23 protein-coding genes and 1 pseudogene are annotated in these 24,425 nt (G+C 58.4%); 16 read left to right on the top strand and 8 right to left on the bottom strand.

Annotation, left to right across the window (positions count from 1 at the left end; all coding sequences use genetic code 11):
• Positions 1-12: 12 nt before the first annotated feature.
• The 4 genes from ACN2TU_RS00200 (at position 13) to ACN2TU_RS00185 (ending at position 3,396) form a co-directional block, all read left to right on the top strand.
• The gene (locus ACN2TU_RS00200) at positions 13-387 is read left to right on the top strand and encodes a toxin transporter (protein WP_435151513.1); all 375 of its coding nucleotides are present in this window, start codon (positions 13-15) and stop codon (positions 385-387) included.
• A 527-nt stretch (positions 388-914) separates the two neighbouring features.
• Positions 915-1,289, top strand: a complete 375-nt coding sequence (locus ACN2TU_RS00195) for a toxin transporter (protein ID WP_435151510.1) — start codon at positions 915-917, stop codon at positions 1,287-1,289.
• 1,157 nt (positions 1,290-2,446) lie between these two features.
• Positions 2,447-2,806 carry a toxin transporter gene (locus ACN2TU_RS00190; RefSeq protein ID WP_435151507.1) on the top strand — a complete coding sequence of 120 codons (360 nt, stop codon included), beginning with the start codon at positions 2,447-2,449 and terminating at the stop codon, positions 2,804-2,806.
• 200 nt (positions 2,807-3,006) lie between these two features.
• On the top strand, positions 3,007-3,396 hold the full coding sequence (locus tag ACN2TU_RS00185; protein ID WP_435151504.1) for an Hsp20/alpha crystallin family protein: 390 nt from the start codon (positions 3,007-3,009) through the stop codon (positions 3,394-3,396).
• A 12-nt stretch (positions 3,397-3,408) separates the two neighbouring features.
• On the opposite strand, the gene ACN2TU_RS00180 is transcribed toward ACN2TU_RS00185, so the two are convergent.
• Positions 3,409-4,275, bottom strand: coding sequence for an ATP-grasp domain-containing protein (locus ACN2TU_RS00180; protein WP_435151501.1), 867 nt, complete (start codon positions 4,273-4,275; stop codon positions 3,409-3,411).
• A gap of 393 nt (positions 4,276-4,668) precedes the next feature.
• Here ACN2TU_RS00180 and ACN2TU_RS00175 point away from each other — a divergent pair, with 393 nt between their 5' ends.
• Positions 4,669-4,947, top strand: coding sequence for a winged helix-turn-helix transcriptional regulator (locus ACN2TU_RS00175; RefSeq protein ID WP_435152418.1), 279 nt, complete (start codon positions 4,669-4,671; stop codon positions 4,945-4,947).
• 45 nt (positions 4,948-4,992) lie between these two features.
• Here the strand turns inward: ACN2TU_RS00175 and ACN2TU_RS00170 are convergent, their stop codons facing one another.
• Positions 4,993-6,831: a PINc/VapC family ATPase gene (locus ACN2TU_RS00170; protein WP_435151498.1), complete on the bottom strand. Its 1,839-nt coding sequence runs from the start codon at positions 6,829-6,831 to the stop codon at positions 4,993-4,995.
• A gap of 82 nt (positions 6,832-6,913) precedes the next feature.
• Here ACN2TU_RS00170 and ACN2TU_RS00165 point away from each other — a divergent pair, with 82 nt between their 5' ends.
• From ACN2TU_RS00165 to ACN2TU_RS00145, 5 genes are all read left to right on the top strand, one after another.
• Entirely contained in the window at positions 6,914-7,075 is a 162-nt protein-coding gene (locus ACN2TU_RS00165) for a hypothetical protein (RefSeq protein WP_435151495.1), read from the top strand.
• Positions 7,076-7,132: 57 nt separating this feature from the next.
• Positions 7,133-7,435: a DUF7344 domain-containing protein gene (locus ACN2TU_RS00160; RefSeq protein ID WP_435151493.1), complete on the top strand. Its 303-nt coding sequence runs from the start codon at positions 7,133-7,135 to the stop codon at positions 7,433-7,435.
• 74 nt (positions 7,436-7,509) lie between these two features.
• Positions 7,510-7,773: a hypothetical protein gene (locus tag ACN2TU_RS00155; protein WP_435151490.1), complete on the top strand. Its 264-nt coding sequence runs from the start codon at positions 7,510-7,512 to the stop codon at positions 7,771-7,773.
• 23 nt (positions 7,774-7,796) lie between these two features.
• Positions 7,797-8,864 (top strand): M20 family metallopeptidase, encoded by a 1,068-nt coding sequence (locus tag ACN2TU_RS00150; RefSeq protein WP_435151488.1) that lies wholly within the window; start codon positions 7,797-7,799, stop codon positions 8,862-8,864.
• Between the two features lie 54 nt (positions 8,865-8,918).
• Positions 8,919-10,430 (top strand): carboxypeptidase M32, encoded by a 1,512-nt coding sequence (locus ACN2TU_RS00145; RefSeq protein WP_435151485.1) that lies wholly within the window; start codon positions 8,919-8,921, stop codon positions 10,428-10,430.
• A gap of 742 nt (positions 10,431-11,172) precedes the next feature.
• On the opposite strand, the pseudogene ACN2TU_RS00140 reads toward ACN2TU_RS00145, so the two are convergent.
• From ACN2TU_RS00140 to uvrA, 4 genes and pseudogenes are all read right to left on the bottom strand, one after another.
• Positions 11,173-11,369, bottom strand: a pseudogene (locus ACN2TU_RS00140) (hypothetical protein); the annotation flags it as partial.
• 159 nt (positions 11,370-11,528) lie between these two features.
• The gene (locus ACN2TU_RS00135) at positions 11,529-12,614 is read right to left on the bottom strand and encodes a geranylgeranyl reductase family protein (protein WP_435151483.1); all 1,086 of its coding nucleotides are present in this window, start codon (positions 12,612-12,614) and stop codon (positions 11,529-11,531) included.
• Between the two features lie 88 nt (positions 12,615-12,702).
• Positions 12,703-13,248 carry a DUF7344 domain-containing protein gene (locus ACN2TU_RS00130; protein WP_435151480.1) on the bottom strand — a complete coding sequence of 182 codons (546 nt, stop codon included), beginning with the start codon at positions 13,246-13,248 and terminating at the stop codon, positions 12,703-12,705.
• 205 nt (positions 13,249-13,453) lie between these two features.
• A complete protein-coding gene (gene uvrA / locus ACN2TU_RS00125) occupies positions 13,454-16,396 on the bottom strand; it encodes an excinuclease ABC subunit UvrA (protein WP_435151478.1) in 2,943 nt (980 codons plus the stop codon).
• A gap of 192 nt (positions 16,397-16,588) precedes the next feature.
• On the opposite strand from uvrA, the gene ACN2TU_RS00120 reads away from it, so the two are divergent.
• The 3 genes from ACN2TU_RS00120 (at position 16,589) to ACN2TU_RS00110 (ending at position 19,784) form a co-directional block, all read left to right on the top strand.
• Positions 16,589-16,975, top strand: coding sequence for a nuclear transport factor 2 family protein (locus ACN2TU_RS00120; protein WP_435151476.1), 387 nt, complete (start codon positions 16,589-16,591; stop codon positions 16,973-16,975).
• Positions 16,976-17,240: 265 nt separating this feature from the next.
• The gene (locus tag ACN2TU_RS00115) at positions 17,241-19,139 is read left to right on the top strand and encodes an ABC transporter ATP-binding protein (RefSeq protein WP_435152415.1); all 1,899 of its coding nucleotides are present in this window, start codon (positions 17,241-17,243) and stop codon (positions 19,137-19,139) included.
• Between the two features lie 63 nt (positions 19,140-19,202).
• Entirely contained in the window at positions 19,203-19,784 is a 582-nt protein-coding gene (locus tag ACN2TU_RS00110) for an LURP-one-related/scramblase family protein (RefSeq protein ID WP_435151474.1), read from the top strand.
• Between the two features lie 12 nt (positions 19,785-19,796).
• On the opposite strand, the gene ACN2TU_RS00105 is transcribed toward ACN2TU_RS00110, so the two are convergent.
• Positions 19,797-20,534: an SDR family NAD(P)-dependent oxidoreductase gene (locus tag ACN2TU_RS00105; protein WP_435151471.1), complete on the bottom strand. Its 738-nt coding sequence runs from the start codon at positions 20,532-20,534 to the stop codon at positions 19,797-19,799.
• 102 nt (positions 20,535-20,636) lie between these two features.
• Between ACN2TU_RS00105 and ACN2TU_RS00100 the strand changes: the two genes are divergently transcribed.
• Positions 20,637-21,086: a universal stress protein gene (locus ACN2TU_RS00100; protein ID WP_435151469.1), complete on the top strand. Its 450-nt coding sequence runs from the start codon at positions 20,637-20,639 to the stop codon at positions 21,084-21,086.
• 2 nt (positions 21,087-21,088) lie between these two features.
• On the opposite strand, the gene ACN2TU_RS00095 is transcribed toward ACN2TU_RS00100, so the two are convergent.
• Entirely contained in the window at positions 21,089-21,481 is a 393-nt protein-coding gene (locus ACN2TU_RS00095; protein WP_435151466.1) for a hypothetical protein, read from the bottom strand.
• A gap of 107 nt (positions 21,482-21,588) precedes the next feature.
• Here ACN2TU_RS00095 and ACN2TU_RS00090 point away from each other — a divergent pair, with 107 nt between their 5' ends.
• On the top strand, positions 21,589-22,566 hold the full coding sequence (locus tag ACN2TU_RS00090; RefSeq protein WP_435151463.1) for an ROK family protein: 978 nt from the start codon (positions 21,589-21,591) through the stop codon (positions 22,564-22,566).
• Between the two features lie 82 nt (positions 22,567-22,648).
• Complete coding sequence (locus ACN2TU_RS00085) at positions 22,649-24,130, top strand: LVIVD repeat-containing protein (RefSeq protein ID WP_435151459.1); 1,482 nt, start codon at positions 22,649-22,651, stop codon at positions 24,128-24,130.
• The last annotated feature ends 295 nt before the right edge of the window (positions 24,131-24,425 follow it).

Raw genomic sequence — 24,425 nt, 5'->3', positions numbered from 1 at the left:
GAGATACAACCAATGAAAAGAGCACTTCGCGTTATGATCGCGATGGCCGTTCTCGCAACGGTCGTCACCGCTGGCTTCAGCGGCGCAGTCGCAGCACAGGACGATAACGAACAAGAGAACGAAATCGAGCAAGACCAGGATGCTTCTCAGTGGGCCAACGCTGAGGTCAAGCAGTTCCAGGTGAACAAGCAGGCGAACTGGAACAACCAGCAGCAGTTCGGTGCGATTGCGTTCGGCGGCGAGGCTGAGGCCGAGCAGGAGTCCGAGCAGTCGAACATCAACGTGCAGTACGGCGAAGCGGAAGCCGAGAACGAGCTTGAGCAAGACCAGGAAGCGAACGACAACGAGCAGGAGAACGAAATCGAAGACGACAGCCTGTTCCTCTAAACCGGAACGTGTACGCAGTGAGTTACAATCTTTTGCCATCAATCGAGTACGAAACACAGTACGAGTAGTTTTCAAACGAGGATACGTTCTCCGAACAGAGTAGCAATACCGATACATCGTTGCGGTTGTCGCCCTCACTTCGTGTGATAACGATAACGGTGGCGAGCGAATCTGTATTCGACGTATTAAAGCTTGTTAAGTGGTAGCAGTCAGCACAAAAAATAACCTGTTACTAGCTACGGGCACTCAGTCAGGCCGGTCGAAAGGAGGGTAATGGAGAAAATGGCGTCGCCACGTTCGGACGCAATTGGCGGTCTACACCCACGTTTTCGGTTACTCTCCAGTAGGTCTAGAGGACACGATTCACAGAATGAGTGAACGGATTCAAACGATACTACCAGTTCATTTACACCCCCCTCGATGCAGTCAACTGGGTGAGGAGGACGTACACGCTGTTGTATGTCCAGCAGCACACGTTGCTATGTGTCCAGCACCAGCAGCGTCTCTCCCGCCCGGAGAAATAAACCATGAAAAAAGCACTTCGCGTTATGATCGCGATGGCCGTTCTCGCAACGGTCGTCACCGCTGGCTTCAGCGGCGCAGTCGCAGCACAGGACGATAACGAACAAGAGAACGAAATCGAGCAAGACCAGGATGCGTGGCAGTGGGCCAACGCTGAGGTCAAGCAGGAACAGTGGAACTACCAGGCGAACTACAACAACCAGAAGCAGTTCGGTGCGATAGCGGTCTTCGGCGATGCTGAGGCCGAGCAGGAGTCCGAGCAGTCGAACATCAACGTGCAGTACGGCGAAGCGGAAGCCGAGAACGAGCTTGAGCAAGAGCAGGAAGCAAACGACAACGAGCAGGAGAACGAAATCGAAGACGACAGCCTGTTCCTCTAAACACGTAGCGCATACAGAGAGTCATTGTTTTTCACCGGTCGAGCAGCAAACGACGGAGTACGGAAACTGTTCTGTCGCGATTACAGTCTGACAGACCGCTAGTTTCGTTCGGGTTGAAAACGCATCCCGGTGCCTGTTTGACGTCCGCATCAATCTGTTATTGTGACCTCGAAGCAGTCGGGTCGTCATAGCCGAGTCGTTCGCTGACGAGACTCGTCTCAAGCGCGCATCGTCCTCATAATACCGGGGAATCACTCACGCAAACACAGGTGAGAGCCCGGGTGAGTGGAGTCGTCGAAATCAGCGGCAAAGATTCGAGCGGGAATCGACGCCAGAAGAACGGGCAAGCGAGAGTGACAGACGAAGACGGTTCGGCAGGGACGATGACGAGGGGTCGGAACAGCGTATCTCATTCGGCACGAAAAACGGGCCTGATGGCGGTGCAAGTGGGGTCACGCACAGTGTGATTCTCGACAGCGCGAAAGCGGTGGACGCTCGGACTCGGTTGGCGCACCCACGAACCTACCACAAAAGGGGTCATCGCTCGACGGGTCCGACACTCGTTGTATACGGTTAGATTCGATGGACGGCACGACCGCGAACACGATGGTGGTCTGCATCATTGGGACGTACGAGTAGTCGAGCCGTCGATTACGGCAGACGGTTCTCCGAGAAATTCTACGGTGACGGCGAGCCTCGAAAAAGGCAAAAGGCTAACTCGGGGTGACATGGTTTCCGAATCGATTCGTCCATGAGAGTACCGTTTCGCTTCGCCTACGGTGTGGTGTAACAACGATATCGGTACCGAATGCATGCAGTATTCGACGTTTCTGAGAAAGGTATAAGATAACAATCAACAAGGACATCCGTGATTACTGACTGCGGCCATTCAGTTCGACCGTTCGAAAAAGGGGATGATTGAGGGTAATTGGTCGTCTAATCCGAACATAAATTGCCACTGCATCCACGTTCTACGTTACTCGCTGTTACGTTCTGCTTCACCATTCATGAAAAGGTAAACTGACTCAAACGATACCCTCCGTTCATTTACACCTCCACCGATGGCCTGAGACGGGTGGGGCGAACAGCACGGTGTCACCGGAGACAGTGTCGCCGTGTTCGTTCGACAATGCGTCTCTCCCGCCCGGAGAGATACAATGAAAAAAGCACTTCGCGTTATGATCGCGATGGCCGTCCTCGCAACGGTCGTCACCGCTGGCTTCAGCGGCGCAGTCGCAGCACAGGACGATAACGAACAAGAGAACGAAATCGAGCAAGACCAGGATGCGTGGCAGTCAGCCAACGCTGAGGTCAAGCAGGAACAGTGGAACTACCAGGCGAACTGGAACAACCAGAAGCAGTTCGGTGCGATAGCGGTCTACGGCGATGCTGAGGCCGAGCAGGAGTCCGAGCAGTCGAACTTCAACGCGCAGGTTGGCGAAGCGGAAGCCGAGAACGAGCTTGAGCAAGAGCAGGAAGCAAACGACAACGAGCAGGAGAACGAAATCGAAAACTAACGAATTACGCTAAGCGAACGACGAGGTATTTTTTTAGAGATCGAACATCGAAGGCAGTTTTTGAATGCTTACAGCGGAACCGACTGAGCACGGAGGGTACGGATTCAGCTATCGAACCCTCCACCTGTTCAGTCGCCGCGGAACCGACGAATTCGGCAGGTGTCCAAAACCTTTTGCTTGGGAGGGGCTTACCTTCGGGTATGCGACGAGACGACCGCGACGACCCCTTCGACGACCTCTTTCGTGAAATCGAGCGTATGATGAACGACATGATGGGCGGAAACGTCGATATGCAGGTCGATACTGGGGGGCCGGGTTTCGGTGCGGACACGCACGTCGATATCCACGAGGATAACGAGCACGTTCGCGTCATCGCCGACCTCCCCGGCGTCGAAAAGCAAGATATCAACATTAAATGTGACGGCGAAATGATGACTATCAGCGCCGTCAGCGACCACCGCGAGTACGACGAGCGCATCACGCTCCCGGCACGCGTCGACGAACGCTCCGCGAAGGCGACCTACAACAACGGCGTCCTGGAGGTCACCCTCGAAAAGACCGACGAATCGGCGAACATCAGCGTCGAATAGTTCGACAACGTGTCAGCGACCGGTTGCCCGAACTAGTCCGGCGAGGCGGTCGTAAAACCCGTCTTCATACTTCGTCTCTGTGTCGATAGTCGGACGAGCGTTCGTCTCGCTCACGACGATCTTATCGCCCGTGTCCAGTAAATCGACGCCGCAGAACGGAATATCGAGCACGTCCGCCGCTCGCTCCGCGGTTTCTCTGTGTTCCTCGGGAAGGCAAACACCGCGGGCGTTCGCCCCGCGATGAACGTTGTGTTTCCAGCGACCCGACGCGAGCGCATCGTCCGGTAGTCGCCGCTCGACCGCGCCGACGTACTCGCCATCGACGACCATCGCTCGGTAATCGACCGCCGCCGGGAGATACTCCTGGACGAGAAACGATTTGTCCCCCGTGGCGCGATAGTCGTGAACGAGATTCAGATAGTCCACGACGCCGAGAAACGAATCGAAATCTCCGACTTTTGCAATGCCCGTCCCGCGCGTGGTCGAGTTGGGCTTGACAACGACCGGTGGGTCGAACCGCTCGAATACGTCGCGGAGGTCGTTTTCTTCGACGGGGTTCGAAACCATCGCCGTTTCCGGAACCGGAAACCCGGCCTTCCCGAGTCGAGCGATGACACCGGCCTTGTTCCGCGAGGTGAGTACCGCCTCGCGGTCGTTTACCCACGGAACCGAGAGTAGGGCATCGACCACACCGCCCTCCATCATTCGGGAAGGATAGACGAATCCAACGTCGAACTCGTCCGGTTCCCACGGTGGATTCGAGAGGTCGAACGTCCGCGCTTCGTTCGGGACGTGGTGTGCGTGGATGCCCCGTTCGGCAAGTGGGTCGCACATTCGCTCGAACGTCTGTTTTCGGTACGCAACCGCCAGATGCAGCATTCGGTCGAAGTGTTTCGGGGGAGTCGATAAAAAGATGTGTTCGTCCTTCGAGTCGCCTTGCTAGCAATTGGTGGCTCCAAACTCGCTTTCGGCGCATTCAGTGGCAGTGAGAAAACGAAGTCTACCGCTAGATAGTGCCGACACCCACTCTACACTACTGTCAGTTACAACAACCCGGCATCAGACAACTGAACACCCGAACAGAGACGGTGGATGATTTTTGATGAACCTCGGAGTACCACGACTGCGAGCACAGCCAACGATTCGGACGCCGGATTCGTTCCGGGACGAACGGCTCACGGAATCTCGTTTGGGAAGTGATGACTACCCATATCCCATGTCACCGTGTCTCAATAGTTTTATGCCGATGGGGTGTTTCGATTCGTAACGATGATGAGCCAGTCAGAACGGGAGGAAATCGACGACTTGCCACCGAGTGCGAAGCTCGTGTTCAAGGTCCTCGAATATCAGGGGTCGCTCACACAGAAACAGATCGTGGACGAGTCGATGCTGTCCGCGCGGACGGTTCGCTATGCACTCGAACGACTCGAAGATATCGGCGTCGTTACGGAAGATATCTACTTCGCTGACGCCCGACAGAATCTCTACGAGATCGACCTCCCGACCGAGGTCGAACCGGAGCAGTCCGCGGATGCCCAGTGTGCTGAATAGCTGAATCTCGCTGCTTTCGCGCTTTATAATCTCTCTATTGCCGACTTACGCAGTTACCACCGTAATCTGGCGTTCCCTGTCGATCGCGTACTCCAATTCTTCCGCAATCGCGCTTCCCCGCGAGACTTGAATGTCGCCGCCGCGACCGACCGTCGCGGTAAACAGGTATTCGCCGTCGGCCTGCACTTCGACCGTCTCCCCGGCGTGGCCGTCCAGCGGAATGACGATGTGCCGCGAGGTGATTTCCGGAACGACGACATCGCCGCGTGGTTCGGCCTGTGCCGAACCGCCTCCGACCGACGACGGTTTTTCCTCGTGCGTGCGTACGTCGATGCTCATCCCGAGTCGGTTCTCGATATCGTCGATACGACCGCCGCCCTTGCCGATGACGTAGGAGATGTCGTTCTCCTCCACGTAGACGACGGCGTTGTTCTGGCCTTGGATTTCCACGTCAACTCGGCCGCGCGTGACGGATTGGATTTCGCGCTCGATTTCCTGTTTGGCGAGGCGCGAAACGCCACCTTCGTCGCGGTCGTTTTCCTGTAGTGGGACGGTGACGACCTGTCGGTTGAAGGTGTAAATCTCGTACTCCGGCGTCCCGGTTTCGAACTCCTCGACCATGATAACCGGACGGGCGAGGTCCTCTTCCATCATTCCCTCCGGAACTTTGACCTTCGTCGTCACGTCGTACACCTTCTCGATTTGTCCGTTCTCGATGTAGACGACGGTGTCCACGATTTGCGGAATCATGCCGAGTTCGACGCGACCGATGAGTCGTTGGAGCGCGTCGATGGGTCGCGTGGCGTGAACGACACCGACCATACCGACGCCTGCGAGGCGCATGTCCGCGAACACCTCGAAGTCGTTCGTCTTCCGTACCTCGTCGTAGATGGTGTAGTCGGGACGAACCATCAGCAGGGAATCGGCCGTCTTCTCCATCTGCCCGGCGAGTTCGGTATACTGCGTGATGTGCGGCCCAACCTGCAAGTCGCGGGGTTTCTCCATCGTCTTCACGGCGAAATCGTTGTCCGCGAGGAACTCCGCGACGGCCTGTGCGAAGGTCGATTTCCCGGCCCCGGGTGCACCGGAGATGAGGACACCACGCTGGCGTTCCAGCAGTCGTCCCTTGAGTTCGTCGGCGTGTTCGTAATCCTCCATCGAGGTCTTGACGATGGGTCGAACCGCCGTGATTTCCCACGCATCGGCGAACGGCGGTTCCGCGATGGCGATTCGGTAGTCGCGGAACTGGACGATGGTCATGCCGGGTTCGTCGATTTCGATGAACCCCTCAGTACTCTGTTTGGCGCTTTCGACGATTTCCTGCGTGAACTCTTTGAGTTCTTGTTCGGTCGAAATGTCGTCGCGGATCTGTTGGTAATGCATTTCGCCGATTTCGCCGCGTTTGGCCATCGGTGCAACATCCGCCCGGAGGTGGACGCTCATCGTCTGCTCGTCGAAGTAATCCTCGATACCGAGCCGACCCACGTCGCGGGTTTTCGGCGAGATGTACTCCACCTCCAGCCCTTTCGCTTTCGCCACCTCGCTCTGGACGAGGTCGCTGGTGACGAACGTAGCGTTGTTCTCATCCGCGAGTTCTCGGATGAGGGCATCGATTTCGCCACGGTGAGCGTACCCCTGCTGTTCCGGTTCCGGTCGCACACCGACGTAATCGAGTTTGATAGCGTCCGAATCCGCGAGATCCGCGAGTCGTTGGAGTTCGGACAGTCCGTTCCAACCGCTCTCTTCGCCATTGTTTGCCTGCGATTCCAGTTCGCTGACGACGGCCTCGGGAATGAGTATCGTCGCCCCGGCAAACTCGCCGTCATCGATCTTCTGTGAGATTCGACCATCGATGACGGCGCTCGTGTCCGGCACTACTTTCATGTCTCCAAATTCGTGTGGGGGACTCATAAGGGTTTCAGCGTCTGGAGTCACGCTTTTGCTATTCCATCACGTACCACAGTCGATGCGACACGCCCATCTCGTCCTCACCATCGACGCCGAAACGCACGAGCGAATCAAATCCGACTGCACCGACGAAACCATCAATGAGTGGCTGTTGGACGCAATCGAGCGAAAACTCGACCGATACGAAGAGTACGAGTACGTCGACGATTGTGCGATTTGAGTACACTTGCCATCGCAAGCGCCACCATTAGAAGGATAACGAAGAAAGCAAGGGTCAATGGAACGATTCGAGTCACAGCGACTCGATACGGTATTCGACGCTCTCTCGAACGGGGAGCGCCGTCGTATGGTTCAGTACCTCACCGAAGCCACGGACGGCACTGCGACGGTCGAAGAGCTCGCCGCCCTCGGAGACGACCCGACCCAAAGTAAAGTCCGCCTTCGTCACATCCATCTTCCACGCCTCAGTGCAACGAAAGTGGTCGAATACGACGAGCGAAGCGAAACGGTTCGCTATCGTGGCAGTCCGTTTCTCGAACGGGTGCTCGATTGCTGTCTCGAACACGACCAGGCACGATGATGGATCGATTTCCAGAAGGAATCGTCGGTAGTCGAGCCAGCATCGATTTGCCGATAGGCGTGGTTCGTGGTTGTATGCCGCGAGCAGACCTCGACGAAATCCGAACCGAACTCGATGCCGTGGCCGACGACGTGCCGGAACCCGTTGCTTCCGAACTGCGGTCGCTGAAGAGGGGCCTGACCAACCTTCCGGAAAACGACGTAACGAGACAAACGCAGATTCGCGAGACGGAGGATAGACTCTCGGAACTCGAACACGAAGTTGACGAGGAGCGAGCGGAGCAACTGCACACGATTCAACAAAACCTCCAACTGGTTGCCGAGGACATAGGGTACTAAACCACTGGCCGAAATGGGAAGGTATGGACGAACTGGTCGAACTGACCCATGACCTCGTTTCCATTTCGAGCCACGAAGATGAAACGGAAGCAGGCGACTTCATCGAAGCGTGGCTTCGCGCGGAAACCGACGCCGACGTGACGCGAGACGAGGCGGGTAACGTCATTGCTCGCCGGGGAGCAGGCCCGTCACTGGCACTCGTCGGGCACCACGATGTCGTACCGCCGGACGAATCGCAGGTCGAGGACGGGAAGTACGTCGTCGAAGAACACGACGGCAGACTCTACGGACGCGGAACGGCGGATATGAAGGGCTCCGTGGTCGCTTCGATGCTCGCGTTCCGCGACGCGGAGCCGACCTACGAACTCGTGTTCGCCAGTTTCGTCGGCGAAGAGGTGGGAGGCGACGGCGCGCGCCACGCCATCGAAAACGGCTTTTCCCCGGAGTACGCCATCGTCGCCGAAGGCTCCACGAACTACTCGAAAGACGACGTCACCGACGTGGTCATCGCTCATCGGGGCCGACGTGCGAGCATCGTCACCGCGCGTGGCTCCGCGGCCCACGCCAGCGAACCGGAGGCGGGCGAGAACGCCATCTACCGGGCCTGTGACGCGGTGGATATCGTCCGCGATTGTTCGGTGCCGACCGTCTCCGTCCTCGGCCACGAAGTTTCCGGTAGCGTCGTCGCCACCGAAATTGACGGTGGAAGCGCGTGGAACGTCATTCCCGCCGAGTGTACGATAACGATAGACGAGCGAACCGTTCCCGGCGAGCGCGCTGACCTCGAAGCGGTCGAAGAAATCGACGGCGTCACGTGGTCCGTCGAACAGGATTTGCCGCCGATGGAGTGTGATGACGCCGAATTCGCCGACACAGTGTTGGCCGCGGCGACCGATGCACAGGACGGCGACCCCGAACACGTCACGAAACCTCACGCGACCGACGCCGGATGGCTTTCGCAGGCCGGAACGACCTGTGTCGTCTGCGGAGCATCCGAACCCGGCGAGGCGCACACGAAAACCGAGAGCGTGGGAATCGACGTGTTGGAACGCTGTTATCGGATTTATCGGAGCGCGGCGGAGGGACTCTGAGAGTTTCGTTCCGAAACCCAGTCATTGATAATCGGTGACAGCAAACACCCTGTGATGGCAACCGAAGCCGCCACAGAGAACGCCACGTACGAGGAGTTTCTCGGCAAGGTCAAGCGGATTTCGAACGTGAAGAACGCCGCAGGAATTCTCGGCTGGGACCAGGAAGTCGTGATGCCCGAAGGTGGGACGCCCGCCCGGTCACAACAGCGTTCCGCCCTGTCAGCGATTGCCCACGAACTGCTCACCGAAGACGAGATGGGCGACCTGTTGGACGAACTCGAATCGCAGGAACTGGACGACGAACAGGCCGCCGTCGTGCGCGAAGTGCGACGCGAGTACGAACGAGCGACTCGCGTCCCCGGGGAACTGGTCGAAGAAATCTCCCGCACCACGTCCGAAGCTCTCCCACAGTGGAAAGAAGCGAAGGCAGAGGACGACTTCTCGATTTTCGCCCCGACGCTGGAAAAACTGGTCGAACTGAAACGCGAGTACGCGGAGCATATCGACCCCGACAAAGACCCCTACGAGGTGCTCTTTGCTGATTACGAACCCTACCTCGGTATCGAAACCGCCGAAGAGATGCTGGAACGACTCCGCGACGAACTCGTCCCCCTCATCGACTCGATTCGGGAGAGCGACGTCGAACTCGCCACGCCGTTCGACGACACCTACGACACGGACACGCAGGAACAACTGTCGCGGGATATCCTCGACACGCTCGGCTACGATTGGGAGCGCGGGCGTCTCGACACCGCCCCGCACCCGTTCTCCAGCGGGACGCAGTTCGACGCTCGCGTCACGACGCGCTTCGACGAAAGCGACCCGCTCGGCGCGATGATGAGCACCATCCACGAGTTCGGGCACGCGACCTACACGCAGGGACTTCCGGACGAACAGTACGGGACACCGCTCGGTCAATCCCGCGACCTGACCGCACACGAATCCCAATCCCGAATCTGGGAGAACCACGTCGGTCGGTCGCGCGCCTTCTGGGAGCGGTTCCTTCCTGCCCTCAAAGAGCGATTCCCCGACGTGGAAGACGCCTCCGTCGAAGATATGTACGAGGCCGCAAATCGCGTCTACGAGGACAACCTGATTCGCGTCGAAGCTGACGAACTCACCTACCACATGCATATCGTGGTTCGGTTCGAAATCGAGAAGTCGCTCATCCGCGGCGAAATCGAAGTCGAGGACGTGCCGGAACTCTGGAACGACAAATACGAGGAGTATCTCGGCATCCGCCCCGACACCGATTCGGAGGGCTGTCTGCAGGACATACACTGGAGCCACGGAAGCTTCGGCTACTTCCCGACTTACTCCCTCGGCAGCGTTCTCGCGGCGCAACTCTACTCGAAAGCCGAGGAGGACATCCCGGACTTGGAAGACCAGATTCGTGCGGGAGAGTTCGACGACTTCCACGACTGGCTGACCACCAACGTCCACCAACACGGCTGTCTGTACACCACGGACGAACTCATCGAAGTCGCGACCGGCGAGGCGTTCACTGCCGACTACTTCCTCGACTACGTGAACGAGAAATACCCCGAACTGTACAACTTAGAATAAAGAGTAGCGTTCCGTTCGGGTTTTTCTCGTTTTCCGTATCGATTTTTGGGACGTTCGTAAAGGGTAATTCGTTTCTGTGGCCTTGTTCAAATACTCTGCCGGTGATAAGTTTCAGTGGCCGTGTGAATACAGCGCGGAAGTCGGTCATGGAACTAGCTTGGATTTAGCGTTACGTACGGAGGTTATTATCAGCATAGCAACTTCAATTCTTTCAGCTCTTCACTACCTAATCAACCGCTTGAGACGCGTGCGTATCGAGTGGATGCCCGAAAAGAAGCGGCAGAAAGCTTATGTACGCCCTCTCTGGTCACAATCACATGGACGGAGTATGGTATTGACTGAGGCGACAGGTGTTTTGTTAATACTAGGCGGCGGTTACGCACATGCTCGTCCGCTGTCTATCCGCAACTACCCAAGTGCAAACCAATGGGAGTCCGACCCTGAAGCTGCAAAACAGGAACAACGTGCATACGCTGCTAGGGTGGCTTTCTCTATGATACTGGGCGGTATCACCCTCATCATCCTCGGTCTACTTGGATTCGGACCCTGAGCAATCCGTACTGCCGCCCCCAACTGCACCAATCAGAGCGGATTCATTTGTGAGATACGCACTCCCTTTCTAACGCCTGGTTCAGCAGATAGTGGGCGAAATAAACGAATTCGTCGTGGTGAATACACCCTCTGTATTCAGCATCCCGTTCTCCCCAAATAACATACAGACACATCTCTCGTATGAAATCGCGAGACCTCGTTCGACATCGTAAACGATACACTTGATGACGAATTCGCGGAACTGCTTCCACCAGACGCGTGAGTGGACGAACGCACCGAATTTCTGTTTGATCGCCGCATTGTCGTCACGTGAATATCGAGAACTGCGTTAGTCGCAGTATCGACCAATAGCGTCGTCTTCAACTGCTGTATCGCGAGGTTTGTTCTCGGGCGTGGCTTCTGCCTGGCAGCAATAGTCGTCATCTCACAACGACTAGTCTCATCGCATCCAGACGTGCCCGAAGCCTATTCGTTGTAACCAATAACAGTCCCATTAGTCGCTACAAAGGAAGCGACGCGTAACACCAACTCCCGACACTGAACTCGCTACGTTCGTCGCAGAAGCGTTCGAAGGTGCTCCGTCGAGAAAAGCGAGGTCGGCCTGTCCATGTGAACGCCGATTTCGCCCGACATCGTTCTGAGTCCAGCGGTCTGTACTGGTTTGGGAAGGGAATACGCCCGCCGAACCCAATGGCCAAGTCGAATCTCGTTTTTTAAGTCCTTCCGCCACGCACGCTCGTAGTTGGCCAGCGTGCCGGGGTCGTCGGGGTTGATGGTTCGAACCGCATGGTCTGCCGAGGTCATGCCGTAGAGGATGCCACCGCCGGTGAACGGTTTCGTCTGTGCGGCGGCGTCGCCGAGGAGGAATCCCCGGTGCGCCGTGACGCTGGATGCTGGACCGATGGGTATCATCCCGGCGCAGAACTCGTTCGTCTCCACGTCGTAGTCGGCGGTGAACTCATCGAAGAGGGAACGGGCGCTCCTTCCCGGTGGTGCGGCGAGTCCGTACTCCACGCCAGCGTCACCGCGGGGGATTCGCCACGCGAAGAACTTCGGGGCGGTGAGATGTACGTCCACGAAGTTCCCACCGTGGGCTTTCGGCGCGAAGCCGAGAACGCCCTGTAGCTTTTCTTTCGGTTCCGGCAGCCCGAGTTCTCGACGGACGCGGGAAACGGGACCATCACAGCCGACGACCATCTTTCCACGGAAGGTTTCGGTGCCGTCGGGTGTGTTCGCCGTTACGTCCACGTACTTTCCGTGCTCGTCCACCTCGGTAACGCTGTGTTCCTCTCGCAGGTCGGCACCCGCGTCGCGTGCGGCGTGGGCGAGTGTTTTGTCGAGACCCACCCGGTCGATGACGTTCGAGATAACTTCGTCTTTATAGAACGGATGCTCCGAAGAACGGGATCCGCCGACGTGGAAACGCGCACCATAGATTTCGTTCTGGAGGAGATGGTCACGCGCACCGTCGGGGGTGAACTCCCAGATATCGGTGCTCACGTGGCCGGAACAGGCGAGTGGGGTTCCAACCTCCCCGCGTTCGAGAACGAGGACATCGTACCCCGCATCCGCGGCCCGTCGAGCGAACCGCGACCCGGCAGGGCCTGCGCCGACCACCACGAAATCGTACATTATCCTCGCTTACTGGCCGCCGAGTCAAATACCTTCTTTCTCGTTGCAGGAAGTGAAGTCAGAGTGAACCGAAAGCAGGGTAGCGTTTTTACCGCGCAGACGGGGGTCGTTCCCCTGTCCCGAGTTGGCGACGCCGCATGTAATGAACCAGCGCCGAGAGGGCGAACGCGGCGACGATGATGACACCCCAGATTTCGTCCGGAATGGCGGTAAACGGTGGAATACCGAGGAAGTCGGCGAGCACGAGAACTGCACTGACGATGGCGAGGCCGAGGTAGTACCGAATCCACGGGAACTCGTCTTGCGGGCGCAGATATCCCTCCAACTGCGCGGCGTTGGCGGACAGTTCGACGACGCCTCTGCTCTGGTTATACTCCACGATTCCCGCGTCCGCGAGCTTCGGCAGATGGGTCTGGTAGAGCGAGGTGTACACTGATTTCCGCTCGTTCGCGGACAACCCCTCGACGGTCGTGTCGTTCTCCCAGGCCGCCACCTGCTCCGCTAACTCGCTCAGTTCCACAGGTCGGCCCTGCTGTTTGAGGTAGTGGAGTGTGTACCGTCGTCGTCGATTTTTAAGAACGTCGAAGATTAAATCTTCGGACAGTTCCTGTGGGGTTCCATCAGTCGAACTCATACCACCAGTGACCCGCAATCCGTTGTTTCGCTATGCCATTGCCACCCGGACGTAACACGAGTGCGAAATTACCGCGGACAACACTTTGTTATCCAGTGCTTAGCTGATAGTAATTTTCAAATTAATTAGGATAAACGGATTTAAGCGTGCGATTCTTCGAGGTAAGCCCGCCATTCCGCAGGAAAGAGTAGCTCTCTGACGGTTCTCAATCGTCCATCGCGGCAGGTGCAGGCCTGTCGGCACGCGGACCATCGAGCTCGACAGTGGGGAGTTTATCACGAAGATACTGCCCGGTGTACGAATCTTCGTTCCGCGCTATCTGCTCTGGCGTCCCAGTCGCGACGATTTTTCCACCTTTCTCGCCACCTTCCGGCCCGAGGTCGATGACGTGATCCGCGTTCTTCACGAGGTCGAGTTCGTGTTCGATGACGACGATGCTGTTGCCTTTTTCGGTGAGTCGCTGGAGCACCGAGATGAGTTTGCGCTCGTCCTCGTGGTGAAGTCCGGTCGTCGGTTCGTCCAGCAGGTAGAGCGTGTCGCCCGTCGATTTCTTGCCGAGTTCTTCGGCGAGTTTGATACGCTGGGCTTCCCCGCCCGACAGCGTCGTGGACGGTTGACCGAGTTTCATGTAGTCGAGACCCACGTCCTTCAATAGCTTTAGCCTACGTCGAACCCGGGAATCGTGTTCAAAGAAGTCGTGCGCGTCCTCGACGGACATATCGAGCACTTCGGCGATCGTCTTCCCGCGGTAGGTCACGTCGAGCGTCTCGTCGTTGTAGCGTGCGCCTTCGCACTCTTCACACGGGACGTACACGTCCGAAAGGAAGTTCATCTCGATTTTGACGGTTCCCTGTCCGCCACACTCCTCACAGCGCCCGCCTTTCACGTTGAACGAGAAGCGACCTTTCTCGTAGCCGCGCTGTTTGGCGAGTTTCGTCTCCGCGAATGCCTCGCGGACGTAGTCGAAGACGCCCGTATACGTCGCCGGGTTCGACCGCGGCGTTCGACCGATTGGCGACTGGTCGATGAGTCGCACCTTTTCGATTTCGTCCATGCCGTCTATGGCGTCGTGTTCGCCGGGGTCAACCGACGTGTTGTTGTTCATCTCGCGGGCCAAGCCTTTGTACAGGATGTCGTGCATCAGGGTGGATTTACCCGACCCCGAGACGCCCGTGATGGCCGTGAACTTCCCGACCGGAATGTCTACGTCGAGATTTTTCAAATTGTGCTGGCGGGCACCCTGAACCGTGAGATGAACGTCGCTCTCCCGACGCTCGTCAGGAACGGGGATTTCCTTTCGTCCGGCGAGATAATCGCCCGTGATGCTTCCCTCGTGGGCCATCACATCGTCTACGTCACCCTGCACGACGACTTCGCCGCCGCGCCTGCCGGGGCCGGGACCCATGTCGATGACGTTGTCCGCACGCCGCATCGTCTCCTCGTCGTGTTCGACCACGAGGAGGGTGTTGCCCAAATCCCGCAGTTCACACAGCGTGTTCAACAGGCGGTCGTTGTCGCGCTGATGCAGCCCAATCGAGGGTTCGTCCAGCACGTACAGCACGCCGACCAGCCCGGAGCCGATTTGGGTAGCAAGTCGAATCCGCTGGCTTTCTCCACCCGAGAGCGTCGAAGCCTCACGGTCGAGCGTGAGATACTGAAGCCCGACCTCTTCCATGAAGCCGAGTCGGGCACGAATCTCCTTCAAAATCTCCTCGGCGATGCGGTTCTGACGGTTGGTCAGGTTCGCTTCGAGGCTTTCGAAATGAACCAGTGCATCCCCAATGGACATTCGGTTGACCTGCGAAATCGACGTGCCATCGACGTACACCGAGCGACTTTGCGGTCGCAGTCGGGAGCCGTCACAGGCGGGACATTCGGTCACCGCCATGTAATCCTCGATGTGCTTTCGCGCCCGGTCGCTGTCGGTTTCGACGTAGCGACGTTCGAGGTTGTTCATCACGCCCTCAAACGGTTCTTCCTTCCGGCGAACGCCGTTCTTCGTGTCCCATTTGAATAACACCTCTTCGTCGGTGCCGTAGAGGAACGCGTCCTGAACCGCTTCGTCGAGTTCCTCGAACGGCGTCGTCAAGTCCACATCGAAATGCCGGGCCACGGAATCGAGCTGTCGGCGGTAGTACGTTCGCTGGTAGCCCCACGGTTCGAAGACGTGTTTTAGCTGTTTGCTCGGGTCTTGGACGACGAGGTCTTCGTCAACCTCCTTCGTTTCGCCGATTCCCTCACACTCCGGACACGCGCCGTGTGGACTGTTGAACGAGAAACTGCGCGTCTCGATTTCGCGGAAGTCGATGCCACAGTGCGTGCAGGCAAGGTCTTCGGAAAACTCGACGGCGAGTCGGGAGTCACCCTCGCCAGCCAAGTCGCCAGTCGAACGCGTTTCGGCGCCCAAATCCACGTCCTCTGGCGGGTTCGGCACGATGAGTTTCATCATCCCTTCGGCCTCCTCCAGCGCGGTTTCCACGCTGTCGGTGATGCGCGAACGCGCTTCCTCGCTGACCTTCACCCTGTCCACGATAACGTCGATAGTGTGGTCGTAGTTCTTGTCGAGTTCCGGGCGGTCGAGGGTCAAATCGAACTCTTCGCCATCGACTTCGACGCGGGCGTAGCCGTCCGAGACGAGGTCGTCGAACAAATCCGCGAACGCGCCTTTCTGGTCGCGGACGACCGGCGCGGCGATTTTCGCTTTCGTTCCTTCCGGCAAATCCAGCACCCGACGAACCATGTTCTGGGCGCTCTGCTCGCCGACTTCCTGGCCACACTGCGGGCAGTGGGGCGTCCCCACGCGTGCGTAAAGCAGACGCAGGTAGTCGTGCAGTTCGGTCACCGTCCCGACCGTCGAACGCGGGTTGTTCGCCGCGTTCTTCTGGTCGATTGAGATGGCGGGCGACAAGCCTTCGACGTTCTCGACCTGCGGTTTGTCCATCTGCCCGAGGAAGTTTCGGGCGTAGGCAGACAGGCTCTCGATGTACCGTCGCTGTCCCTCAGCGTACACCGTCTCGAAGGCGAGCGAGGACTTACCCGACCCCGACAGGCCGGTCACGACGTTGAACTCCTCACGCGGAATCTTCACGTCGAGGTCCTTGAGGTTGTGCTCCTCGGCCCCCCGCACTTCGATGTAGTCCTTACTCATCTATCCACAGACAGCGACTGAATGAGGGTATGCCTGTCGGTTGCAGATGAAAGCAGAGTGAAAGTGAAAGTAGAGGGGTTGGGAGGAGAACCGCTATTTCCATTCAAAATTGGAATGGATATTTTCCCACCCGAGCAACAACGGAGAGCTATATGCTTCCGCGAGTTCTACACTACAAACTGGGGGGAAACAATGGCAACAACACGACAGAGTAACGTCGAGATAGTGCAGACGATATACGAATCGTTCAACGAAGGGGACATCGAATCTGCCCTGGCCACGATGGCTGACGATGTCGAGTGGATCGAACCGGAGGGCTTCGTCTTCGGTGGTACGTACCACAGTCCAGATGAAGTGCTGGAGAACGTCTTCATGCCGGCCAAAGAAGAGTTCGAGACGTTTCGGGTCGAACCCGACCGGTTTATCGACGGTGGCGACACGGTCGTCACCGTGGGCACGTTCCATGCCACGAACGAAGCAGGTGACACAATGGAAAGTCCGTTCGCACACGTCAACGACCTCCGTGACGGCAGAGTCATTCGTTTCGAGAACTACACGGATACCGCACTGTGGCAGTAAGCCGTTGACGTTCTGAATACGGAGATGGGCGTGGCAAACTCCCATTCCCGTCTCCGAACTATCGTATCGGTTTCCGGGACGACGACCACCCCTATCGCCCGATACTGGTCTATCCTTCGAGACCGTCGTCGTACCCTAACAGCAAGCCGTGGTTCCAACTACTGAAACACACAAACCCACTGAACGCCTAGACACCTCGACTCAGGTGATACCATTCAGCCTCCGCAACACACTCACTGACACCACAAAACCGACCGGTAACGCCATGTGGCGACTGTACGCCGAATACGGAAAGGGCCACGCTAGCGAGCTCACGCTGGGAATCGCGGCCACGATGCTCGGTCGTCTGTCGGGACTGCTGCCGCCGTTCATCCTCGGCCTCGCCATCGACACGATATTCCTAAACCAAGAGGAGTTCCACCTTCCGCTGTTTCCCGCGGAATGGATTCCCGCGACCAAGACCGGTCAGTTGTGGCTCTCCATTGCCATCATCGCGCTCTCCTTTCTCGTCGGGGCGGTCTTCTCGTGGCTCTCGGGGTGGGGCTGGAATCGGTTCTCGCAAGGCGTTCAGCACACGCTCCGGGTCGATACCTACGACAGGATGCAGTTGCTCGATATGGGCTTTTTCGATGACAAGCAGACGGGCGAACTGATGTCGATTCTGAACAACGACGTAAACCAGTTGGAGACGTTCCTCAACGACGGGTTGAGTTCGGCGCTCCGACTCATCGTGATGGTCCTGGGCATCGGCGGTCTGTTGTTCTGGCTGAATCCGGCACTCGCGTTGGTCGCGCTCGTACCGGTGCCACTGCTCGCGCTGTTTACCGCCCTGTTCGTGAGAATCATCCAGCCGAAATACGCCGCGATGCGGGCCAGCGTCGGCGCGCTCAACTCCCGACTGGAGAACAACCTCGGCGGCGTTCGCGTCATCAAAACCGAGACGGCGGAAGCGTACGAATCCGAGCGCGTCGAGGACGCGTCCCAGGACTACTACGACGCCAACTGGGACGCCATCACGACGCGAATCACGTTCTTTCCCGGCCTGAGCGTCCTCACCGGAATCGGCTTCGCAATCACGTTCGCAGTCGGCGGCTTCTGGCTTCTTTCGGGGCCGCCCAGCCCGTTTTCGGGGACGCTCGAACCGGGCGAATTCGTCACCTTCATCGTGCTCAGCCAGCAGTTCATCTGGCCGATGGCCCAGTTCGGGCAGATTATCAACATGTACCAGCGCGCGAAGGCGTCCAGCGTCCGCGTCTTCGACCTGATGAACGAGCGCGGAACACTGGACGAGAGCGCCGACGCACCCGATTTGGTCGTCAGCGAGGGTCGCGTCGAATACGACGGCGTGAGTTTCGGGTACGACGACGAAGTCGTCATCTCTAACATCGACTTGCGTGCCGAACGCGGCGAGACTATCGCACTCGTCGGGCCGACCGGAGCCGGGAAATCCACGGTACTCAAACTCCTGCTTCGGATGTACGACGTGAACGAGGGTGCGATTCGAATCGACGGCACCGACATCCGCGACGTGAACCTTCGGAGTCTCCGCCGGGAAATCGGTTACGTCAGCCAAGAGCCGTTTCTGTTCTACGGCTCGGTGAAGGAGAACGTCGCCTACGGCACCTTCAATGCGAGCGAGGAAGAAATCGTGGCCGCTGCGAAAGCCGCGGAAGCCCACGAGTTCATCGTCAATCTGCCGGATGGCTACGACACAATGGTGGGTGAACGCGGGATGAAACTCTCGGGTGGACAGCGCCAGCGACTCTCCATCGCGCGGACGATTCTCAAGAATCCCGCCATCCTCGTCCTCGATGAAGCGACGAGCCACGTCGATACCGAAACGGAAGCGCTCATCCAGCGCAGTCTCGCTCGCCTCGTTCGCGAGAAGACGACGTTCGCCATCGCCCACCGGCTTTCGACCATCAAGGATGCCGACGAAATCGCAGTGCTCGACGACGGTCGGGTGGTCGAACGCGGAACCCACGACGACCTACTCGCGCTCGACGGACTCTACGCGAACCTCTGGCGGGTACAAGCCGGGGAAATCGAATCGCTTCCACAGGATTTCATCGAGCGCGCGATTCGACGGCGTGCGGAAGTCGAAGGGGTGGAGGGTGACGGGACGGACGAAGGAATCGACGCGCAGGCGGACGGTGGCGAGTGAGTATCGAAGTAAAACCAACCACGACCTCAGCTTTAAATACCAAACCGCGACAAGGGATGTTCCATGGAAGATCCAATTCGGCAGCGGAGCATCGGTGGTATCGTCCTCGATGACGACGAGTACACGGTCGAACAGAGCTACTTCCGGAACAAGTACAAGGTGTATGACACCGCCGGAAACCTCGTCCTGAAGTCCAAACAGAAGATGTTCAAGATGAAAGAGGAGTTCCCATTCTTCGACGTGGACGGGAACGTCGTCTTTCGCGTGAAGGCGAAAAACATTCTGGACGTATCGGGCGATTACGTCCTGACCGAGGAGGGGTCTGACGAGCCAATTTTGGTGCTCACGAAGAATTTCACCTTCTACCACCATCGCTGGACGATTAAGAGCCCCGATGGAACCAAACTCGCGGAGGTCGCCTCGCGCAGTGCGTTCATCGAAGCTCTGCGCTCGATTTCGAACATCTTCTCGCTTCTCCCACACAAGTACTCGATTACGACTCCCGAGGGCGACACGATTGGCGAAATCGCGGGTCGCTTTTCGCTCCGCGACAAGTACGACATTCGCATCAGCGATTCGGGGTCGGTGCCGAAAACTGCTCTCGTCGTCGGGGCAGTCGCCATCGACGCACTGGAAGGCAATTAGACGGATTCAGAATTAAACCGTCTCGGGCAACCAGCCACCGTCAACTTCGACGTTCACGCCACTCAAGTAGTCGCTATCCTCGTCCAGAAAGAACCGCACTGCCTGTGCCATATCCTCGAACGTGGCGGCCCGCCCGCGAGGCAGGTCGTCGGGAAACACGTCAGAGTTCTCCACCACGTAGGGTGACACCGCGTTGACGGTGATGCCGTCGTCCTGCGTGTCGGCCGCGAGCATTCGGGTAAACATCAGGACGGCAGCCTTGGCCATGAAATATGGCGCGTTCTTGGGGTTGATGAGACCCTTCTCCGAACTGGCGTAGCCGACGTTGACGATTCGTCCGAACTCCGTCTCTCGCATGCCGGGGAGCGCCCGTTTCGAGCAGAGGTAGGTTCCATTGACGTTCCCGTGAAATACCGTGTTCCACGTCTCGAACGAGATATCTTCCCAATGGTCGGGTGCGAACGGGCCGACGTTGTTTATCAGCACGTCCACCGTGCCGAGTTCGCCCTCGATGGTCGAAAAGAAGTCGTCCACACTATCCGGGTCGGTAACGTCGCCCTGCACCGAAATCGCGGTGACACCGCGATTTCGTGCCTGTTCCGCGACTTCCCGTGCGTCTTCCTCGCTCGACCGGTAGTGAACCGCCACGTCGCCCCCGCAGTCGGCCAACGACAATAGGAGTTCGCTTCCGACGCCTTTCGAACTGCCAGTGACCAGTGCGACTCGTCCATCCAACTCCGGCGTAATCATACTCCTCGTTCGCGGGGCAGTATATACTAAGTTGGCGTCTTCGTTTCTTCGATTCTGAGTTAACCCCCGCAGTTTTAAGATTCTGCACGAAGAGCTAATACCATGGCAATCGAGACGATTCTACTCGCCGTGGGACCCGGTGATGCAGACCGTACAGACAAACTCGCATCCGCCGTGGCGGACGTAGCGGGGCCGACTGGTGCAACAGTCGTCCTCGCACACGTGTTCACGGACGAGGAGTTCGACGACGTGATCGACCGACTCGACTACGACCCGTCCGGACAACCGAACTCCGACGAAGTGGCGGCGCGTCACGCCACGATTCGTTCGCTCTCGAACGCGCTGGACGAGGACAATATCGGCTATTCGGTTCGCGGTGCTATCGGCGAGCACGGCGAAACCATCGTCAAACTCGCGGAGGACGTAAACGCGGACGGCATCTTCGTTGGAGGTCGGAAACGCTCGCCGACCGGAAAAGCAGTGTTCGGGAGCACCGCACAGGAAGTCATGCTCTCTGCACCGTGTCCGGTGACGTTCGTCCGAGAGGACTGAATTTACTCCTTCGCGCGTTCGCGCCACCGGCGCTGCTGGCGGCGCTCTTTGACGTGCCGTTCGCCCGATGCGACGTCCTCACGAACGTCCCGTTCGAACGCGAGCACGTCGTTGAAGAACTCCTCTTCGAATTTTTCGAGCAGGTCGTAAGTCCACCGTTCGTCGCCGAGGAGGCCACACGGGAGAATTTCGTCTCGAATGTGGTCGGCAAACTCGTCGTGTCCGGCCTCACGGAGGTTCGACTCGGCGACTCGGAGATGGCTCATCGCGTGACCCGTGGCGTGATGGAAGTGAACGAGGTATCCGTGTGCTTTTCGCAGCCCTTCGATTCCGAGTTCGAGTTCGTGCAATGCGACTTCTTCGTCGTCGCTGAGTTGGGGTAGGTCGTCAGTCATGCTATCACATGACGACCTCAACGGGGTTAGCTTTAGTCGGTAGGATGAAACTCACCCGCGAGTAAATGCCTGTAGTTAAATGGGTCGGGCGACGTTTGTTCATCTGAATGGCCTACTACGCGGGTGTAGACCTGGGGGCGACCAACGTCAGAGCGGCGGTCGCCGACGGGGACGGCAACGTCGTCAGCGCGTACGACCGCGACACGCCACAGGGTCCGACTGGCATCGCGGTTACCGAAGCAGTGCTCGAATGTTTGCGAGGGGCGTGCTCCGAGGCGGGCATCGACCCGGCCGAAATTCGCTCGGCAGGCATCGGCAGTATCGGCCCGCTTGACCTCGCGGAAGGGGCGGTCGAGAATCCGGCGAACCTACCGGACACCATCGACCGAATCCCCCTGACCGGGCCGGTCGGCAACCTCATCCACAGCGACCGGGTGCACCTCCACAACGACACCAACGCGGGCGCTATCGGGCAGCGATTTTACAGCGACCGCAACCCCGATGACATGGTGTACATCACGATTTCGAGCGGTATCGGTGCCGGAGTCACCGTCGATGGCAACGTCCTCACCGGATGGGACGGCAACGCTGGCGAAGTCGGCCATATGGTCGTCGACCCGCAGGGGAGACGAACCTGTGGCTGTGGCCACGACGGCCACTGGGAAGCGTACTGCTCGGGGAACAACATTCCCGAATTCGCCCGGATGCTGGCCGAAGAGGATGGCGGCGTCGAAACTGCCCTCCCGCTGGATGATCCGGACTTTTCCGCCAAAGACGTGTTCGAGAACGCCGGACTCGACGCCTTCGCGGATCACGTCATCGAACAGGTCGCTCACTGGAATACGGTCGGCGTGACGAACGTCGTGCAGGCGTACGCTCCTATCGTGGTCTATCTCGGCGGCGCAGTCGCACTCAACAACGAGGAACTGGTACTCAAACCGATTCGGGAACGAATCGATGGTGGCCTGCTCAACAACGTGCCGGACGTGCAGTTGACCACGCTCGGCGACGAAATCGTGTTAAAGGGCGCGGTTGCGAGCGCGCTAACCGAGGGAACCGGCGACAAAACGCGAGCGCCGAACTGATCGACACGCACCGAACTGCATCCGGTCGCGGTTCGATTCCCCCACCCTCGCTTTTATTCTTCTCGCACCCGACTAATCCGATATGCGACGGCGACAGTTCCTCCGTGCCGCCGCGGTGGGAGGTGGGTCCGCGACTCTGCTCGCGTCCGGGGGCGTTACTGCACAAGAACCGTATCAGCCGCTCGGTGACGTGGCTATCGAAAACGCGAAAGAAGCCGTAGTTGGAGACGACGGGAAGACCGTATTCGTCGCCGCCACCAACGGCTTTGCAACGGTCGATATCAGCAACCCAGCGAATCCGACCGTGTTGGCGGAGCGGCGCGATTTGCTCGCCAACCGCGACGACGGTCCGATGACACAGATCTGGGACGTGAAACAGGATGGCGACCGCCTGCTCGTTGCCGGGCCTGCGAATCCCGTCTCCGGCGAGGTGGTTCACGGATTCTTACTCTACGACGTAAGCGACCCGTCGAAGCCGAAACGAATGGCTTTCCACGAGACGGAGTATCCGATTCACAACGCGATGTTCGTGGACGGAATCGCGTATCTCACGGGGAACGACGGGGAAGGAAATCCACTCGTGATGGTCGATACGTCGAACGACAAACCGAAAGAGGTCGGACGGTGGTCGATTACCCAGTACGACTCGGCGTGGTCGGAAGTCGATTCGTGGGTTCGGTCGCTCCACGACGTGTGGGTGCAGGACGGCACGGCGTACCTCGCGATGTGGGACGCCGGAACGTGGCTCGTGGACGTTTCGAACCCGAAACAGCCCTCCCATGTCGCGCATTTCGGCGGGCAACCGCTGGACAAACTGGCTTCGATTCCGGACGACGGAGAACAGGATGCGGTGCTCGGCCTGCCGGGAAACGACCACTACGTCAGGGCGAACGAGGACGGGTCGTTGGTCGTCGTCAACAAGGAGGCATGGGACACTGACAGTGCTGGCGGCAACGGTCCCGGCGGGATGGAGCTGTGGGATCTGTCGAATCCCGACAATCCGAAGCGACTGTCCGAGATATACGCACCACAGTCGGCCGACCCGACCTACGACCTGCAACTTCCGTCCCTCCTTCCGATTGGGGTGGCCTCGGCGCACGGAAAATGTCACGACTGCACTGGCGGAGGTGGAACCGACGGCCAGTGGACTACGTCGCACAATTTCGACATCGTCGGCGACCGCCTCTACACTTCGTGGTACCAGGGTGGCGTAAAACTGTTCGACATCAGCGACCCGACGAAACCGAAGGAACTCGCCTGGTGGCGCAAGCCACAGAAAACCGCGTTCTGGACCAGCCAACACGTCTCGGACGATTTCTTCGTCGCATCGAGTATGGGACGGCACGATGACGGGAAAGGCGGCCTCTACACCTTCCCGAACCGCGCCGGAAAGCAGGCGAACCCGCCGAAACTTACCCCCGGTGGGAACGGAACGCAGGGTGCCATCTCCGCCCCGAAGGACGAGTCAACGACGACCTCGAAGCAACCGGGATTCGGTTTCGGCGTAGCGGGCTTGTCGGTGCTCGGAGTGGGTATTTTGAATCGGCTTCGGAAACGAGACTAGCGTTCTCGAATTTTCCCAGACGATCTGGCGCGTGCGACAACAACCCTGAGAACAGCGCGGTTTCAGAGAAACCGCGCGTAGTCGTCCGAGGGGTTGCTTGTTTCCGCGCGAGGGATGACTGAGTGAGCGGGGCGAACGAAGGAATCGGTTGGGGTGGTATGTGGACGGTTGCGGTGCGGTTGCGGAATGATTGGAGTCGGAACTACCGAACTACCTTACGACTCGCCAATAAAGCAAGCAACGTCTATGGGAGGTAACGTCGGCGGGAGCGGAGACATCCTCTTACAACATCGGC

This window comes from Haladaptatus marinus, from assembly GCF_051194195.1.
This window is presented reverse-complemented; position numbering and strand designations above follow the sequence as displayed.

Coding starts and splice junctions, on each gene's coding strand:
- ACN2TU_RS00160 (WP_435151493.1), top strand. CDS start 7,133: ATGGAACGATTCGAGTCACAGCGACTCGATACGGTATTCGACGCTCTC.
- ACN2TU_RS00090 (WP_435151463.1), top strand. CDS start 21,589: ATGGCCTACTACGCGGGTGTAGACCTGGGGGCGACCAACGTCAGAGCG.
- uvrA (WP_435151478.1), bottom strand. CDS start 16,396: ATGAGTAAGGACTACATCGAAGTGCGGGGGGCCGAGGAGCACAACCTC.
- ACN2TU_RS00115 (WP_435152415.1), top strand. CDS start 17,241: ATGTGGCGACTGTACGCCGAATACGGAAAGGGCCACGCTAGCGAGCTC.
- ACN2TU_RS00105 (WP_435151471.1), bottom strand. CDS start 20,534: ATGATTACGCCGGAGTTGGATGGACGAGTCGCACTGGTCACTGGCAGT.
- ACN2TU_RS00150 (WP_435151488.1), top strand. CDS start 7,797: ATGGACGAACTGGTCGAACTGACCCATGACCTCGTTTCCATTTCGAGC.
- ACN2TU_RS00120 (WP_435151476.1), top strand. CDS start 16,589: ATGGCAACAACACGACAGAGTAACGTCGAGATAGTGCAGACGATATAC.
- ACN2TU_RS00100 (WP_435151469.1), top strand. CDS start 20,637: ATGGCAATCGAGACGATTCTACTCGCCGTGGGACCCGGTGATGCAGAC.
- ACN2TU_RS00195 (WP_435151510.1), top strand. CDS start 915: ATGAAAAAAGCACTTCGCGTTATGATCGCGATGGCCGTTCTCGCAACG.
- ACN2TU_RS00095 (WP_435151466.1), bottom strand. CDS start 21,481: ATGACTGACGACCTACCCCAACTCAGCGACGACGAAGAAGTCGCATTG.
- ACN2TU_RS00200 (WP_435151513.1), top strand. CDS start 13: ATGAAAAGAGCACTTCGCGTTATGATCGCGATGGCCGTTCTCGCAACG.
- ACN2TU_RS00145 (WP_435151485.1), top strand. CDS start 8,919: ATGGCAACCGAAGCCGCCACAGAGAACGCCACGTACGAGGAGTTTCTC.
- ACN2TU_RS00130 (WP_435151480.1), bottom strand. CDS start 13,248: ATGAGTTCGACTGATGGAACCCCACAGGAACTGTCCGAAGATTTAATC.
- ACN2TU_RS00155 (WP_435151490.1), top strand. CDS start 7,510: ATGCCGCGAGCAGACCTCGACGAAATCCGAACCGAACTCGATGCCGTG.
- ACN2TU_RS00165 (WP_435151495.1), top strand. CDS start 6,914: ATGCGACACGCCCATCTCGTCCTCACCATCGACGCCGAAACGCACGAG.
- ACN2TU_RS00170 (WP_435151498.1), bottom strand. CDS start 6,831: ATGAAAGTAGTGCCGGACACGAGCGCCGTCATCGATGGTCGAATCTCA.
- ACN2TU_RS00190 (WP_435151507.1), top strand. CDS start 2,447: ATGAAAAAAGCACTTCGCGTTATGATCGCGATGGCCGTCCTCGCAACG.
- ACN2TU_RS00185 (WP_435151504.1), top strand. CDS start 3,007: ATGCGACGAGACGACCGCGACGACCCCTTCGACGACCTCTTTCGTGAA.
- ACN2TU_RS00175 (WP_435152418.1), top strand. CDS start 4,669: ATGAGCCAGTCAGAACGGGAGGAAATCGACGACTTGCCACCGAGTGCG.
- ACN2TU_RS00085 (WP_435151459.1), top strand. CDS start 22,649: ATGCGACGGCGACAGTTCCTCCGTGCCGCCGCGGTGGGAGGTGGGTCC.
- ACN2TU_RS00110 (WP_435151474.1), top strand. CDS start 19,203: ATGGAAGATCCAATTCGGCAGCGGAGCATCGGTGGTATCGTCCTCGAT.
- ACN2TU_RS00135 (WP_435151483.1), bottom strand. CDS start 12,614: ATGTACGATTTCGTGGTGGTCGGCGCAGGCCCTGCCGGGTCGCGGTTC.
- ACN2TU_RS00180 (WP_435151501.1), bottom strand. CDS start 4,275: ATGCTGCATCTGGCGGTTGCGTACCGAAAACAGACGTTCGAGCGAATG.